General features: G+C 63.8%; 18 protein-coding genes. 9 read left to right on the top strand and 9 right to left on the bottom strand.

The window, feature by feature from the left end; genetic code table 11:
• Positions 1-16: 16 nt before the first annotated feature.
• From KF885_03465 to KF885_03435, 7 genes are all read left to right on the top strand, one after another.
• On the top strand, positions 17-820 hold the full coding sequence (locus KF885_03465; GenBank protein ID MBX3048209.1) for an SDR family oxidoreductase: 804 nt from the start codon (positions 17-19) through the stop codon (positions 818-820).
• A gap of 100 nt (positions 821-920) precedes the next feature.
• A complete protein-coding gene (locus KF885_03460; GenBank protein ID MBX3048208.1) occupies positions 921-1,277 on the top strand; it encodes a helix-turn-helix transcriptional regulator in 357 nt (118 codons plus the stop codon).
• Positions 1,274-2,248: a hypothetical protein gene (locus tag KF885_03455; protein MBX3048207.1), complete on the top strand. Its 975-nt coding sequence runs from the start codon at positions 1,274-1,276 to the stop codon at positions 2,246-2,248. Before KF885_03460 ends, KF885_03455 begins: the two co-directional genes overlap by 4 nt.
• The gene (locus KF885_03450; GenBank protein MBX3048206.1) at positions 2,245-3,228 is read left to right on the top strand and encodes a hypothetical protein; all 984 of its coding nucleotides are present in this window, start codon (positions 2,245-2,247) and stop codon (positions 3,226-3,228) included. Before KF885_03455 ends, KF885_03450 begins: the two co-directional genes overlap by 4 nt.
• A complete protein-coding gene (locus tag KF885_03445) occupies positions 3,225-4,148 on the top strand; it encodes a hypothetical protein (protein MBX3048205.1) in 924 nt (307 codons plus the stop codon). Before KF885_03450 ends, KF885_03445 begins: the two co-directional genes overlap by 4 nt.
• A 136-nt stretch (positions 4,149-4,284) precedes the next feature.
• Positions 4,285-5,970, top strand: a complete 1,686-nt coding sequence (locus KF885_03440) for a hypothetical protein (GenBank protein MBX3048204.1) — start codon at positions 4,285-4,287, stop codon at positions 5,968-5,970.
• Between the two features lie 62 nt (positions 5,971-6,032).
• Entirely contained in the window at positions 6,033-6,506 is a 474-nt protein-coding gene (locus KF885_03435) for a universal stress protein (protein ID MBX3048203.1), read from the top strand.
• Between the two features lie 52 nt (positions 6,507-6,558).
• On the opposite strand, the gene KF885_03430 is transcribed toward KF885_03435, so the two are convergent.
• The 9 genes from KF885_03430 to KF885_03390 all read right to left on the bottom strand — a co-directional run bounded on the left by KF885_03430 (position 6,559) and on the right by KF885_03390 (position 13,483).
• Positions 6,559-7,113, bottom strand: a complete 555-nt coding sequence (locus KF885_03430; GenBank protein ID MBX3048202.1) for a polymer-forming cytoskeletal protein — start codon at positions 7,111-7,113, stop codon at positions 6,559-6,561.
• Complete coding sequence (locus KF885_03425) at positions 7,113-7,907, bottom strand: enoyl-ACP reductase (GenBank protein MBX3048201.1); 795 nt, start codon at positions 7,905-7,907, stop codon at positions 7,113-7,115. Before KF885_03425 ends, KF885_03430 begins: the two co-directional genes overlap by 1 nt.
• A 10-nt stretch (positions 7,908-7,917) precedes the next feature.
• Complete coding sequence (locus tag KF885_03420; protein MBX3048200.1) at positions 7,918-8,511, bottom strand: DNA-3-methyladenine glycosylase; 594 nt, start codon at positions 8,509-8,511, stop codon at positions 7,918-7,920.
• Positions 8,512-8,513: 2 nt separating this feature from the next.
• Positions 8,514-9,272, bottom strand: a complete 759-nt coding sequence (locus tag KF885_03415; GenBank protein ID MBX3048199.1) for an HAD family hydrolase — start codon at positions 9,270-9,272, stop codon at positions 8,514-8,516.
• The gene (moaA, locus tag KF885_03410) at positions 9,262-10,272 is read right to left on the bottom strand and encodes a GTP 3',8-cyclase MoaA (protein MBX3048198.1); all 1,011 of its coding nucleotides are present in this window, start codon (positions 10,270-10,272) and stop codon (positions 9,262-9,264) included. The genes KF885_03415 and moaA overlap by 11 nt, the downstream gene beginning before the upstream one ends.
• A 100-nt stretch (positions 10,273-10,372) precedes the next feature.
• On the bottom strand, positions 10,373-11,077 hold the full coding sequence (locus tag KF885_03405; protein MBX3048197.1) for a VOC family protein: 705 nt from the start codon (positions 11,075-11,077) through the stop codon (positions 10,373-10,375).
• Between the two features lie 9 nt (positions 11,078-11,086).
• Positions 11,087-11,599, bottom strand: a complete 513-nt coding sequence (locus KF885_03400) for a hypothetical protein (protein MBX3048196.1) — start codon at positions 11,597-11,599, stop codon at positions 11,087-11,089.
• Positions 11,600-11,634: 35 nt separating this feature from the next.
• The gene (locus tag KF885_03395; protein ID MBX3048195.1) at positions 11,635-12,576 is read right to left on the bottom strand and encodes an EamA family transporter; all 942 of its coding nucleotides are present in this window, start codon (positions 12,574-12,576) and stop codon (positions 11,635-11,637) included.
• Between the two features lie 10 nt (positions 12,577-12,586).
• A complete protein-coding gene (locus KF885_03390; protein MBX3048194.1) occupies positions 12,587-13,483 on the bottom strand; it encodes a DMT family transporter in 897 nt (298 codons plus the stop codon).
• A gap of 87 nt (positions 13,484-13,570) precedes the next feature.
• Between KF885_03390 and KF885_03385 the strand changes: the two genes are divergently transcribed.
• Positions 13,571-13,933 (top strand): hypothetical protein, encoded by a 363-nt coding sequence (locus tag KF885_03385; GenBank protein MBX3048193.1) that lies wholly within the window; start codon positions 13,571-13,573, stop codon positions 13,931-13,933.
• A complete protein-coding gene (locus KF885_03380) occupies positions 13,917-15,167 on the top strand; it encodes a PQQ-dependent sugar dehydrogenase (GenBank protein ID MBX3048192.1) in 1,251 nt (416 codons plus the stop codon). The genes KF885_03385 and KF885_03380 overlap by 17 nt, the downstream gene beginning before the upstream one ends.
• Positions 15,168-15,187: the final 20 nt, after the last annotated feature.

The following is a 15,187-nucleotide window of genomic DNA, read 5'->3' as shown; positions in this document are numbered from 1 at the left end:
TATCAAAGGAACAGCAATGAAAGTACAAGACAAAGTGATTGTGGTCACCGGCGCCGGCAGCGGCATCGGCCGGGCGCTGGTGCTGGCCCTGCTGGACCAAGGCGCCCGCGTGGCGGCGGTGGATGTGAGCCAGAGCGGCCTGCAAGAGACGCTGGCCCAGGCCGGCGCGGCCGAGGAGCGCATCTCGACGCATGTGCTAGACCTGAGCGATAAGGCCAAGGTCGAAGCGCTGCCCGCCCAAGTCATCGCCGCCCACGGCGCGGTGGACGCCATCATCAACAACGCCGGCATCATCCAGCCCTTCGTGCCCTTCAACGACCTGGACTACAAAGACATCGAGCGCGTGCTGCACGTCAACCTCTACAGCCAGATCTACATGGTCAAAAGCTTCCTGCCGGAGTTGCTCAAGCGGCCCGAGGCGCATGTGGTCAATGTCTCCAGCATGGGCGGCTTCTTCCCCTTCCCCGGGCAGACGCTGTACGGCGCCACCAAGGCGGCGGTCAAGCTGCTCACCGAAGGGCTGTACGCCGAGCTGTTGGAGACCCAGGTGGGCGTGACAGTCATCTTCCCTGGCGCCATCGCCACCGACATCGCCAAGAACTCTGGCGTGCGCATGGCCGGGGCGGACAGCGCCGAGTCCTCGGGCATGTCGATGACCAGCGCGGCTTCCGCCGCGCAGCAGATCATCGCCGCCATGGAGAAGAACAAGTTCCAGGCCTTCGTGGGCAATGACTCCAAGATGATGAACCTGTTCTACCGGCTGAACCCCGGAGCAGCCACGCGCTTCATCCAGAAACAGATGAAGAAACTGCTGCAATAAGCAAAGAGTTCCACCGGTATCCAGAGCGCAGGCAAATCGCCTGCGCTCTTTTGATGTTTGCTGTTGACAATACTGTGTGTAATACAGTAATATTCATCACATGGTAACACAAGAGGAGTACCCCGCTTTACTGGAGAACCTCAGCCTGGAGCTGCGCCGCGGCGCGCTGGTGCTGGCCGTGCTCAGCCAATTGAGCGAAAAGCAATACGGCTATTCGCTCAAACAGCAGCTGGCCAGCCAGGCTTTGGAGATCCCCGAGGGCACCTTGTACCCGTTGCTGCGCCGTCTGGAGGCGCAGGGCCTGCTGGAAAGCGAGTGGGAGCTGGCCGACGAGGCGCGCCCGCGGCGCTACTATCGCCTGAGCGCACAGGGCCGGCAGGCGCTCCAAGACCTTAAACAAGAATGGCAGGCGCTGAGCGCCGCCCTGGGCGGCCTGCTGCGAGAAGGCAAGAAATGAACGAACACAACCTGATTGAACGCTATGTCCACGAAGTGGGCGCCCACCTGCCGCGGCGCAGCCGGACGGATGTGCAGCTGGAACTGCGCAGCCTGCTGTTGGACGAGCTGGCCGCCCGCGGCCTGGAAGCAGATAACCCGGCCGATACCGGCCGCGTGGCCGAGCTGCTGAAAGAATACGGCCACCCCGAGGAACTGGCCGCCCGCTACCACACCGAGCAGTTCCTGATCAGCCCGCCGGCCTTCCCCGCCTTCCGGCTCAGTTACGGGATCGCGGCGGTGGTGGTTACGCTGGTCTATCTGGTCGGGCTGGGCCTGCGCCTCAACCAGGGCGGCCTCGGCCTCACCGAACTGGCTGGGTTCCTGGGGTCTTATGTGGAGACCATGCTGCTCAACTTCGGCCTTGTGGCTTTCGTCTTTTACCTGCTGGAAGGCCTGGGGTGGATCAAGCCCGCCAAAACCGGGGCCGACTGGGACCCGCACAAGCTGCCGGCGGTCAAAGACCCTGACCGCATCAACCGCACGGAACTGCTGGTGGGCATCTTCTTTATGATCGCGGCGCTGCTGGTCTTCAACTTCGTGCCGCACTGGATCGGCATTGTGGGCTGGCACGACGACGGTTTCGGCGTGATGCCCATGCTGTCAGCCAGTTTTCTGGCCTATGTGCCCTGGCTGAGCGCCCTGTGGGCCGGGGAACTGGGACTAAAAGCCCTGCTCTACCGGGCTGGGCGTTGGACGCGCCGCCTGCGTGCGCTGGAATTGGCCCTGTCTCTGGCCGGCCTCTTCGTGCTTTACACCATCGTGCAGAATGCGGTCATCGTTGAAATCGGCATTGTGGATGCCATCGTCAAATTCGCCTTGTGGATCGTGTTGGGCATTGGCGTGCTGGAAGCTGCGCTGCAGCTCTACCGCCTGCTGACCGGCAAAGCGAACAATCCTCTCGGGGTTCCGAGCACTACGGAGAACCAATGAAACCATCCCAGTTGATCGACCGCTATTTGGCCGCGGTGGGCATGCACCTGCCGGGCAAAACCCGCGCCGATGTGCAGCTCGAACTACGCACCGCCATCCAGGATGCCTTGGACGAGCGCGGGCTGGACGCAGACAAGCTGCAAGACCAGCCCGCGGTGACCGCGCTGCTGCGCGAGTTCGGCCGCCCGGAGGCGATCGCTCTGAGCTACGGCAGCCACAGCTATCTGATCGGCCCGCAAAGCATGCCCTACTACACCATGGTGCTGCGCGTTTCGGGCACGATCATCGCCGTTTTGCACCTGATCGGCCTGGCCGCGGCGCTGGTGACCAGCGGGCAAACACCTTTCAGCGCAGGGAACGTGCTGAGCAATTTCTTCAGCACACTCTTCACCGCTTTCGGCATCATCACCCTGATCTTTGCGCTGATCGAGCGGCGCGTGCTCAACATCAACCTGGCCGAGGACGACTGGGACCCGCAAAGCCTGCCGGAGGTGCAGCCAGACCCGCAGCGCGTCAATCTCTTCGAAAAGGGGTTCGAGCTGCTTTTCCTGGCCGGCCTTATCGCGGTGGTGAACTTCTTCCCGGATTGGTCGCCAGCTGCACTGGACTTTGCCCCGGTGCCGACGGACTTCGACATCATCCCGGCCATTGTGGGCCAGCTGGGCGCACACAAAGCCTGGTTCACCCTTGTGTGGTCCGGGGAACTGATCGTCGGTCTGATCGCCCTGGTACGCCGGCGCTGGAACAAGGCCCTGCGCATCGCAGACGTCATCTTTGCTTTCGGCTCTGTGGCCCTGGTGGGCCGCATCACGGCCAACCTTACCAGCCGGGCCGGCGCGGGAGTGCTGGAGCAGACGGTGATGATCAGCTTCGTGATCAGTTTCCTGATCCTGCTGGTGGACGCCTCGGTGCGGCTGTACCGGCTGCTGCGAACCAATCAGGTGCTGAGCGGCCTGCTGAAAGAAGGAGAGAAGAAGTGAGCAATTTGATCGACCGTTACCTCGTGGAGGTAGGACGCCTGCTGCCCGAAGCGCAGCGCGACGACGTGCAGCTGGAACTGCGCAGCGCGCTGCAGGACGGCTTGGAGGCGCGCGGCCTGGAGGCGGACAAGAAATCCGACCAGGCTGGCGTGGCCGATCTGCTGCGCGAGTTCGGCCCACCCATAGAGATGGCCAAGGGCTACGGTCTACGCACCTTCTTGATTGGCCCGGAACTGCAGCCCATGTACCGCCTGGTACTGCGCATCAACGCCATTGCCACCACGGTGGTGCAGCTTATCCGCTTCGTGCAGACCGCCAATGCCGAGACCGCGGTGAGCGCGGCTTTCGGGGCCGCGGTAGGCGGCTTCGTCAACCAACTGCTGTTCAGTTTCGCCATTGTCACCATCGTCTTTGGCCTGCTGGATTACTTTCTGCCGGATGTGAAGTCGCAGATGAAGATGAAGGACTGGGATCCCAACAGCCTGCCCGAAATCACCCGGGACAGCGACGGCCCCCGCTGGTTTGAGGTGGTCGCGGAGGCGGTGGTGGAGATGGTCTTCGGGGCGGCGCTGATCGGCGTGGCGGCCACGCTGCCCAACTGGACACTGCCTGCGCCCCTGGCCGCCTTCGTAGCGCCGCTGCTGCCCTTCTTGCCTTGGGTAGTGGCCCTGGCCAGCGCGCGATTGGCGGTGCTGGTCTTCCTACTGCTGCGCGGCCGCTGGGCGGACTGGCTGCGTTGGGCAGACCTGGCCATCGCCCTGGGCTGGGTACTGTTAGCCGGCGCCCTTTTCCGGCTGCACCCCTTCGGTGATGCGCCCGGCATGAGCAGCGCCTTCCAAATCTCGGCCGGCGTGGCCTTCGCCGTCATCCTGATAGAGTTTGCGGGCAAACTCTATCGACTGACGCGGCCCAGGCGCTAGCAGGCGCAGTCCTCAAGCCAAGCGGCGTACCGATATTCGGTGCGCCGCTTTTTTCGTCTTTGCGCGGGGTTTCAATCGCGGTATGCTTGGGCTGGGCGCACGGTCGTGGCCCCCAACCCCAAAATGGAGAGTGTGAATGGATATACGCGGAAAGAATGCCCTCGTACTGGGAGGTTTCGGCTTGGTTGGCAGGGCGGTGTGCCGGGAATTGCTGGCACACGACCCAGCCCGCCTGCTGGTGACCTCGCTGCGCAAGGAAGAAGCCGAGCAAGCCGTTGCAGAGCTGAAAGCTGAATTTCCCAATAGTCCGACCAAATTCTTTGCCGTGTGGGGGGACATTTTCGTCCGGGCCGAGTGGCTGACGGACAACCCCTCCCGGGCGGCGATCATGGCCGACCCAGGCAAACGCAAACAGCTGGTGGCGGATATCGTCGGCGAGCTGACCCCTGAAGTGCTCTCCGCCTCGCTGCTGTACCAGATCATTTTAGGCAAATCGCCCGGCCTGGATGGCGCCCCCAGCCAGATCATTGCTGACTGCATCAATACCTCCACGGCGGTGGCCTACCAAAACATTTACGCCGCGGCGGGCAGGCTGAACAAGCTGATCGCTGCGCAAGACGCGGCCACCAACTGGCCAGACGAGGTGGAGCAGCTGCTCTCCGCCTTGTACATTCCGCAGTTGGTGCGCCATGTGCAGGTCCTGCATGACGCCATGCTGGAAGCCGGCACCCAGGCCTACATCAAAGTGGGCACCAGCGGCACCGGCGGCATGGGCCTCAACATTCCCTACACGCACGGCGAGGAGAAACCCTCGCGGGTGCTGATGTCCAAAGCAGCCCTGGCCGGCGCGCAAACCCTGCTGACCTTCCTGATGGCGCGCACCCCCGGCGGCCCGCAAGTGGTCAAAGAGGTCAAACCCTCAGCGCTGATCGCCTGGAAAGAGATCGGCTACGGTCCCATCCGCCGCGGCGGGCAGGATGTGCTGCTGTATGACTGCCCGCCCGAGCAGGCGGTGAGCCTGGACGACCCGGCCAACCTGGCCCCGCAGGGCCAGTTTGGCACCCAGACCGGCGGCGTGTTGGAAGAGGTCTACATCAACACCGGCGAGAACGGCCTGTTTGCCGCCGGCGACTTCGCCGCGATCACCGCCTTTGGCCAGATGGAATTCGTCACGCCGGAAGAGATCGCCCACAATGTGGTGCGTGAGATCCTGGGCGGCAACACCGGCAAGGACATCGTCGGCGCGCTGGACAGCGCCGTGATGGGGCCGACCTTTCGGGCGGGCATATTGCGCGAAGCCGCGCTGGAGCGTTTGCGCCAGCTGAGCGCCGAGCACGGCGAGTCGGTGGCCTTCGAGATACTTGGCCCGCCGCGCATGTCCAAGCTGCTCTACGAAGCTTTCCTGCTCAAGCAGGTTTACGGCACATTCGGGCCGGCCTTGGCCGACACGCCGCAGGCGATGGCGGCCAAACTGGAGACCCTGATCAACCAGGACGCGGCCCTGCGCCAGAAGATCATTTCCATCGGGCTGCCGATCGTGCTGCCGGACGGCAAACGCATGCTGCGCGGGCCGGTGGTCAAGTCGGAGACCGCAGAGCAAGGCTGGGTGGACCTGACCCCAGCCAACATGGGCCGCTGGCATACGCGCCTGGAGGGTATCCGCGCCATGGTGCAGGATGGGCTGGCGGGCGAGAGTTCCTCGCGCTCCGACCGCGGCTATCCGGACCTGCGCCGCTGGCAGGCCAGTGAAGCCTTTGAGATCGGCGAGATCGTGGCCTGGGTCTCGATATACGAAGATGAGGGCCGCCGCGGCAAGCACTAATAACGCCGGTTGGATGTGCGGCGTTAGCTTAAGTGACCCAACCCAGAGAAGGAGGGCTGACGATGTACAAACGAATTTTGGTGCCCCTGGACGGTTCGAAGCGCGCTGAGCGCATTCTGCCGCACGTAGAGGACCTGGCGGCGAAAGAAGCTGCCACGGTGATCCTGCTGTATGTAGTGGACCCCGGCCTGGTGCCCTTCACCCCGGGCATGAGTATGGGCATGGCTCCCGCGCCGCAAGAGTTGGAACTGTACTGGCAGAGCCTGCAGGAGGCCGAGCAGGATGCAGACAAGTATCTGCAGGCCCAGGCGGCGCGCCTGGCCAAGCACAAGATCAAGACGGAGAATCTGGTGCGCCGCGGCGACCCGGTCAACGCCATCGTTTCGGCTTCCGAGGAAGAGAACGTGGATCTGATCGCGATGAGCAGCCACGGCCGGACTGGCCTGGAACGCGTCTTTTACGGCTCTGTGACCAGTGGCGTGCTGCACAAGGTCGACCGCCCGCTGCTGTTGATCCGGGCGCAGAAAGAGGAATAGCCTCTGATCACAATCATAAAAAAGAGACCGGCCATTATGGCCGGTCTCTTTTTTATTTCTTGCGTTTGAACTTGCCCGCCGGTTTGTCCTCTGGGGCGGGCGGCGGTGGCTCTGCTGCCTCCGGCGCAGCCGGTTCGGCTGGCGCCACCGCCTGGGGGGCCTCGCCATTCGCCGGGGTTGGCGCGGCTTCCTCGGCGGGTATCGCGTCCGCTGCGGCCGGCGGTTGAAGCTGCAGCTCCACTTTCTCTTCCATCTGGATCTGGCCGCGCAGGAAGGCGCCTTCTTCGGTGGCCATGGAGGCGGTGGTGACGTTGCCCCACACGCGGCCGTTGGCGCGGATCTCGACCCGCTCGGCGAGGATGTCGCCGCGCATCGCCCCGGCGATGATCACGTGCCGGGCGCGCAGCTGCGGGCAGGTCACCCGCCCGGTGGGGCCGATGACGAACAAGCCGTCCAGCTCGATCTCGCCGTCAAAGGCGCCTTCAATGCGCACGCCGCCGGCGCCGTGCAGGCGGCCGCTCAGGCTGACGCCGTCCGCCACCACGGAGGTGATGCGCGGCAGCGGCGCGGCTTCTTTTTCCGGCGAGGCGTTCTTGCGGCGGAACATCAGGCGCTTTTGGCCTCGTCGTCGCCAATGGCGATGATATTGAAGCCCGAGTCGACGTAGAGGATGTCGCCGGTGGTGCGGGCGGAAAGGTCGGAGGCCAGGAACAAGGCGGCATTGCCGACGTCTTCAATCGTCACGCCTTCGCGCAGCGGGGCCACTTCGGCGAAGCGGGTGTGCAGGTTTTTGAAGCCGGTCACGCCGGAGGCGGCCAGGGTGCGGATGGGGCCGGCCGAGATGGCGTTGACGCGGATCTTCTGCGGGCCGAAGTCGCGCGCCAGGTAGCGCACCGAAGCCTCCAAAGCGGCCTTGGCTACGCCCATCACGTTGTAGCTGGGCACGGCCTTTTGCGAGCCGTAGTAGGTCATGGTCATCAGCGAGCCGCCGGGGCGGATGATGGGTTGGAAGGCCGCCGCCAGGGCGGTGAAGGAGTAGACCGAAATGTCCATGGCGGTGTGGAAGCCGGCCCGCGAGGTGTCGTAGTAGTAGCCGCCCAACTCCTCACGGTTGGCGAAGGCGATGGCATGCACCAGGATGTCGATCTCGCCAAAGGCTTTTTTGGCTTTCTCGGCCACGCTGGCAATGTCTTCATCCTTGGTCACGTCGCACTCTTCAACAAAGGTGCAGCCGATCGATTCGGCCAGCGGTTCGGCACGCTTCTTGAGCACCTCGCCCGCGTAGCTGATGCCGATCTCAGCGCCGTGCTCGTGCAGGGCCTTCACCACGCCCCAGGCGATGGAGCGGTCGTTGGCTACGCCAAAGACCAGGGCTTTCTTGCCTTCCAGTAATTTGGTCATATTCGTCTCCTCAGAATGTCGTAATCTCAGCCAGGAAGCGCCAGGGAATGCTCTTCCAGGGTTCGGGTACGCTGTACAAGCCAATGCGGGCGGAGCGGGCCACTTGGGCTTCCGGCACGGCTGGCCCAGCTTCGATAAATATTATAGCTTTGCTGGCGGTCAGGTCTGTCCGGTTGTGGCGGCCGTCGATCCCCAGCGCTTTGGTCAGTTTGCCCGGCCCGTCGGTCCAGCGTTTTTCGGGTTGGCCGGAACGGCGTTGGGCTACCACTTCTAACCCCTCCAGCGGCTGGATGGCGCGCACCAAAACCGCTTCAGGCTGCCCTTCCGGCCGGGTAACACAGTTGAACAGCCAGTGGTTGCCGTAGGTGAAGTAGACGTAGGCGTGCCCTGGCGGCCCGTAGAGCGGATCGGTGCGGCGGGTGCGCCCGGCCTTGGCGTGGCAGCCCAGGTCGCCCTCGCCGCAGTAAGCCTCGGTCTCGGTGATCAGGCCGGACAAGCGCTGGCCGCTGTCGGCGTCCTGGTGCACCAGGACGCAGCCCAGCAGCCCTCGGGCTACATCCAGCGTGGGCTGGGCGAAGAAATCTCGGTCAAGACGGGCGGCCATGGTTAGCGGGCGGGCTGGCGCTGCAAGAGCGGCACGAGTTCGTTGAGGTAGTCGATCACCGGGTATTCGGTGCTGGGCTCATACAGCCCTTTGGTATTGACCAGCACGGCGGGGATGCCGGCGGCGTGTGGGCCGAGCACATCGGCATAGTAATTGTCGCCCACGTAGAGGACTTCTTCTGGCCGGCGCCCGATGAACTCGAGCATATTCAGGAAAGCCTGCTTCTCGGGTTTGTAGGCGCCCAGCTGGCCGGCGGTCAGAAAGGCATCCATGAACAGGTCTAGGCCGAGGGTGTGCATCTCGTGGTAGACGGTGCGGCTGCGGTTGGTCAGCACGCCCAAGGTCAGGCCGCTGGCGCGCAGCTGCGCCAGGGTCTCCAGGGTGTGCGGGCGCAGCAGGTTGCGCGGGCGGTAGTTGGCCTGCATATAGCTGCGCAGCTTGGGGCCGAGGCTCTCGGCCTGCGCTTCGCCCAAGCCCAGGGCCAGCAGGTGCAGTCTGCTGTAATGGCTCCAGAAAGCCGGGGTGTCGTCGCCCAGGCGGGCCTCATCGGCCAGCAGTTCCGGCGAGTTGGCCCAGTACTGGTGCTCCCACAATTGCGCCGCCCGCCGGCGGGGCCAGTCCAGCTCCAGTCCCTGGCTGCGCAGGAACAGATCGACCATCTCGTTGGCGCGCGGTTCGGATTCGCGCAGCGTATCGTCCAGGTCAAAGATCACGGTAGTGATCCGTTCGGGGTCGAGGACAGGGATGGACTTAGCCGCCAATATAAGACATCTCCACTTTTACAGGATTTTTGCTCTGCCTTGAGCGCAGCTCGGAATAGCGGTCCGCCCGGCGGTTCCACACACCGGCGATGGCAGTGCGCAGCTCTTCATCGCTGGCCCCCTCACGCAGCAGCTGGCGCAGGTCGGCGCCCTGCACGGCGAACAGGCAGGTGAACAGCTTGCCATCGGCGGAGAGACGCGCCCGGGTGCAGTCGCCGCAGAAGGGCTGCGAGACCGAGGCGATGATGCCGACTTCGCCGGCGCCATCGGCGTAGCGATAGCGCTCGGCCACCTCGCCGCGATAGTTGGGCTGCAAAGGTTCCAGGGGCAGCTCGGCGTGGATGGTTTGGAAGATCTGCTTGGCGGTGACGACGTCATCCATGCGCCAGCCGTTGGTACTGCCCACATCCATGAATTCGATCAGGCGCAGAATGTGGCCGTGCTGGCGCATGTAGCGCGCCATGGGCAGGATTTGATGGTCGTTGACGCCGCGCTTGACCACCATATTGACCTTGACCGGCCCCAGCCCGGCCGCGGCGCTGGCCGCGATCCAGTCCAGCACCGCAGCCACGGGGAAGTCCACGTCGTTCATGGCTTTGAAGACCGCGTCGTCCAGGGCGTCCAGGCTGACGGTCATGCGCTTCAGCCCGGCTTCTTTGAGCCGGGCGATATTCCCCAGGGGGAAGGAACCGTTGGTGGTCAAGGCCAGGTCCTCTACCCCCGGCGTGGCGCCCAGCCTGCGCACCAGTTCGGGCAGGTCACGGCGCATCAGCGGTTCGCCGCCGGTCAGGCGCACCTTGCGCACGCCCAGGCTGGTGAAAATGCCTGTCAGGCGCGTGATCTCCTCGAAACTGAGCAGTTGTTCACGCGGCAGGAACTGGTAGTCACGCCCAAAGACTTCTTTGGGCATGCAGTAGGTGCAGCGGAAATTGCAGCGGTCCGTAACGGAAATGCGCAGGTCGTGCAGTGGGCGGCCAAGGGTGTCGATCGGAAGGTTCATGGCAACGGCTGGGTTTGAAAACTGGCACAGCTATTCACTGCGCCAGTCCAGCTACTTGGATGATTATATCGCGCCGGAATTTGGACGGCCGAACGCGGCGCTATTGATGAACCAGTTCGTTGGCGTGGGCGAATTCTTCGGCCAGGGCTGCCCGTTCTGCCTTGCTGAGCGGCAGCAGCTCGGCGGCCGCCAGGGAGCTGCGCGCCAGTTCGGCGTTGTCGGTGCGCACGGCTAGCTCGGCTCTGTACAAGTAGGCCCGGGCCAGGTCGGGGGCGGCGGCGTCCTGGTAGCGCCCCAAACCGGTTTCCAAAGTCTTGAGCGCTTGAAGCTCATCCCCGCGGGCGTCTCCCAGACGGGCGGCTACCAGAATGATCTGGGCCAACCCGCTGGCTTCTTCGCCAGCTTCAGTTTCTTCCTCGGCGCCCTGCTGGTAGACCCGCAACCAATTGCCGCCCGGGTCCACCAGGCTGAAGCCGCTCACGGTGCCGTATTTCTTGCGCGGCCGCAGCAGGCGCGGGATGCCCTGCACGGGCAGCTTGCCGTAGTGCTGGCGCAGCCCGGCCGCAAAAGCCTGGTACAGGGCGTCGGCGTCCGGCACAGTCACGATCACACTGCCGTAGGAGTTGGCCGGGTCGAAGCCGTCCATGCCGAAGAGGTGGATGTGGATATCCTCTAGAGCTACCACTGCGGAGGGGTTGGGACGCAGCTGGCGGTAGGTCCTTTTGAAGCCCAGATGTTCATAAAACGCGATGGATACGTCAATATCGACGCAGGGCAGCATGGGGTAGGTGCGTTCGTCAGCCATAGCTGAGGGCTAGTCCCAGTTAACCCGGCCGCCCAGCAGCAACCAAAAGCCGCCGATGATGAGCAGCACCGGCCAGAACTGGCCTAAAATGCGCGGCCCGCCCATAAAACTGCCGAAGACGGCAAAGATCAGCAGGCTGAACAACACCGCGCTGAGGCCCTCACGCAAGCCCGCGCCAAAGCGTCCCTGCAAGAAGTTCATCAGCATGCTGCCCACGCCGGCAAAGCCCGGGATCAGCGCCCAGGCGTAGGCCCAGCTGGCCCAATCGCCCGTGTTGTTCTGGTAGAGCAGGATGCCGCCAATGCCGGCGATAATGCTGGCCGGCACGGCCAGTGCCGGGGTGCGCCCCAGCACGCTAAAAAGCAGAAAAGCCGCGCCAGCACCAATGATCCACCACGGCCAACTGAACTGCACATTGATCAGCTGGGCCACTTCGGGGAAGAACTGACCGGCCAGGAACCAGCCCCCGACCAAAATCAGCAAAATGCCGATGAATAAATTGCCCCTACGTTCTTGGTCCATATACACTCCTTGTCTCACCAATTAATACGTATATTCTACGCTTTGGTTGCGTTTTGTTGGCGCTTGCGCCGCTCCTGAAAGACCCCGGCCACGCCGATCAGCACGAACAGACTGCCGAAGATGATCCAGGGCGTGATCTTCTCGTTCAGCACCAAGCTGCCCAGCAGCACGGCCAGCACCGGGTTGACGTACGCATAAGTCATCACGATCTGGGTCGGCAGCCGCCGCAAGGCGGTCACGTAGGCTGTAAAGGTGAAGATGGAGCCGACCACCACCAGGTAGCCGAAGGCCCACCAGGCCTGCGGGGTGGGCGTGGGCCGCGGTTCGCCCATCAGCAGGGCCACCAGGGCAAAGCCCAGCGCGCCGAAAACCATTTGGTAGGCGGAGCTGGCGCCGGGGTTGAGTGAGACCGGCCGGCGGGCCTGGAACACCGACCCGCCCGCCCAGGCGATGGCGGCGAAGACCAGCGCCAGGCTGGCCACAGTGTCGGCGGCCACGCCGCTCATCAGCTCCGGCACCACCAGCAGACCGGTGCCGATGAAGCCGGCCAGCAAGGCCAGCACCAGGCTGCGCGAAGGCCATTTGCGGTCCACAATGGCTTCAATGATGGCGGCCCAAATGGGCGAGGCCGCCACCAGCAGGGCCGCCAGGCCGGACTCAGTGCGTTGTTCGGCAAAGGTCACCAGCCCATTGCCGCCCAGCCAGAGCAGCAGGCCGGAGACGATCAGCGTGACCGTCTCGCTGCGGGTCGGCTTGAGCTGCTCCCGGCGCAGCTTGGCCCAGGCCAGCAGCACGACGGCGGCCAGGGCGGCGCGCATCAGCCCCATGGTGAAGGGCGGGAAGCCGGCGCCTTCCTGCACGGCCAGGCGAATGGCCAGGTAGGTGCTGCTCCATACGATGTAAACGACGAACAGGTTGCTCAGGCCCACCGGGTCGAGCTTGCCGCCGCTGCCGGCGGTCTGTGGGGATGTGGACATATGTCTCCTTCTAGGCAGGCTGGGCCGCAGGGGCCGCCAGTCGACTGCGATACACGACAATGATGCCGAGCAGCACCGCCGCGCCGCCCAGCCACTGCTGGGCTGAGAACTGCTCGCCCAGCAGCGGGCCGGCCAGGAAGGCGGTCAGCACCGGCTGGATCAGCAAGGTGGGCGCCACCACCGAAGCAGGCAGATAGCCCTGGGTGAACGTGATCAGCAGCCAGCCCACGCCCTGCACCACCACGCCCAGGCCCACGAAAGCCCAAATGCTGCTGGCCGGGTAGCCGGTCAGCGGGTCACCCAGCAGGAAGACCAGCACCAACAGGCAGATGGCCGAGCCCAGGGCGCTGAGCCAAAAGAAGCTCAGCGCGTTCAGGTGGTCACGGCCCTTTTGGGTGGTGAGCAGGTAAGCGCCGTAGAACACGGCTGAGACCAGCCCCCAGCCCGCCCCGGGCGTGGCCTGCAAGCCGTTCTCGAAACTGAGGTTGAGCACCACCAGCACCCCGGCCAGCGCAATCGCCAGGCCGCTCCAGAACTTCCAGTTGAGCTGCTCTTTGAAGATCAGCCAGGCGCCCAGGGCCACCCAAATGGGGGCCAGGTTGCCCAACAGCGTGGGGATGGTGGCGCCGCCGGCACGGATGGCAGTGGCCCAGGCGGCCAGATCCAGGCCGAAGAAGAGGCCGGCCAGCAGCGCCAGCCATACGCCGCGGCCGGAGAGACGCAGGCGGTCTTTGCGGAAGCTGGCCAGGAAGGGCAGCAACAGCACCAGGTTGCCGATCAGCACCCGGTAAAAGCTGACCACAGCCCCCGGGGCCTGGGCCATGGCAGTTAGGATGGCGGACAAGCTTAAAATAAGAACGCCCACAAACAGGGCGGCATAAGCCTTCCACGATGCGTTCGTGGGCATGGCGGTCATTGTACCGCCTGGGAAAGGCGGCAGGTATAATTTCTCGCACGGCATACGTTATTAACAATAACTATGGAAGGAAATCTTATGCCCGACCCCAAACGACGCAATGTTTCAAAATTTGATGGCGATTTCTTCGCCCGTTTTGGTATTCAAATCCGCCTAATCGCTCGCTTGCTGGCTGACGGCCGGGTGAGCCTGCTGGCCAAAGCCTTGCCGGTCTTTTCGATCTTGTATCTGGTCTCCCCGCTGGACATGGCCATCCCGCTGGTGGACGATGCTCTGGTGATCTGGATCGCCAACACTCTGTTCTTGGACCTGTGCCCGCCGGACGTGGTGGCCGAACACCGCAGCGAATTGGAGAACGAAGCCACCCCCAAGAGCAGCGCGGCGCGCCCCAAGCCCGATCCGGAAGTGATCGACGCGGACTACCATGACAAGGACGTCTAGTCTTTCCCTGCTCTTGGCTCTAGGCTTGCTGCTGACCGCCTGCGGCAGCCGGCCCACCCCGACTGTGGTGACCAGCCAGCCGGCGGCGCCGCCGGCCGCGGCGGCCGAAACCGAAGCGGTGGCAGACCCGCCTTCGCAAGCTGTTCAGCCGACCAGCGACGGAGGCGTGGCCCGAGCCAGCCAGCTACCCGACCCCAACGGATTCACATGGGTGCAAGTGGCCACCGGTTTTGACAGCCCGGTGTTCATGGCTGAGACGGCAGACCAGAGCGGACGCCTGTTCGTGGTGGAACAGCCCGGCCAAATTTGGGCGCTCTCTGAGCAGGGCGAAGCCAGCCTCTTTCTGGATATCCGTGAGCGGGTGGGCAGCCGGGCCAACGAGCAGGGCTTGCTGGGACTGGCTTTTCACCCCGATTATGTGCAGAACGGCTACCTGTACGTGAATTACACGGACCGCTCCGGTGATACGGTCATCTCGCGCTTCAGCAGCGACGCCAACCAGGCTGATGCCGGCAGCGAGAAGATCCTGCTGCAGGTGGACCAGCCTTACGACAACCACAACGGCGGCCATTTGGAATTCGGCTTGGATGGCTACTTGTATATTGGGCTGGGCGACGGCGGCTCGGGCGGCGACCCGCTGGGCGCCGGCCAGTCGTTGGACACCCTGCTGGGCAAGCTGTTGCGTATTGATGTGGACAACGGCAACCCCTACGCCATCCCGGCAGACAATGCCGGCGGCGGCCAGCCGGAGATCTGGGCTTATGGCCTGCGCAACCCCTGGCGCTTCAGCTTTGATGTGGCGACCGGCGACCTGTACATTGGGGATGTAGGCCAAGGCGCTTGGGAGGAGATCAACTTCTTGCCGGGCGGTACGGCTGGCGGGGCCAATTTTGGCTGGAATTACTATGAAGGCACGCACGGCTACCAAGGCAATCCCCCCGCGGGTGGCGACTTTGTCTTCCCGGTGGCGGAATATGACCACAGCTCAGGCTGCTCGGTGACCGGCGGCTATGTTTATCGCGGCCATGAACTGGAAGAATGGCGCGGCGTGTATGTCTATGGCGATTTTTGCAGTGGCGAGATCTATGGCCTGCTGCGCAATGCCGACGGCAGCTGGCAAAATGCCCGCTTGTACGACACCAATTTTCTGATATCCTCATTTGGTCGTGATAAACACGGCGGGATATATCTCGTGGATCGCGCCGGGAGTATTTACCAGCTCCAGCGCCAATAACACCTTGCCAAGCCCAACGC

It is taken from the genome of Anaerolineales bacterium (assembly GCA_019637805.1).
In the GTDB taxonomy this organism is placed as follows: Bacteria; Chloroflexota; Anaerolineae; order Anaerolineales; family UBA11579; genus JAMCZK01.
Note: the sequence above shows the minus strand (reverse complement) of the source record. Positions and strands in the feature narration are given on the sequence as shown.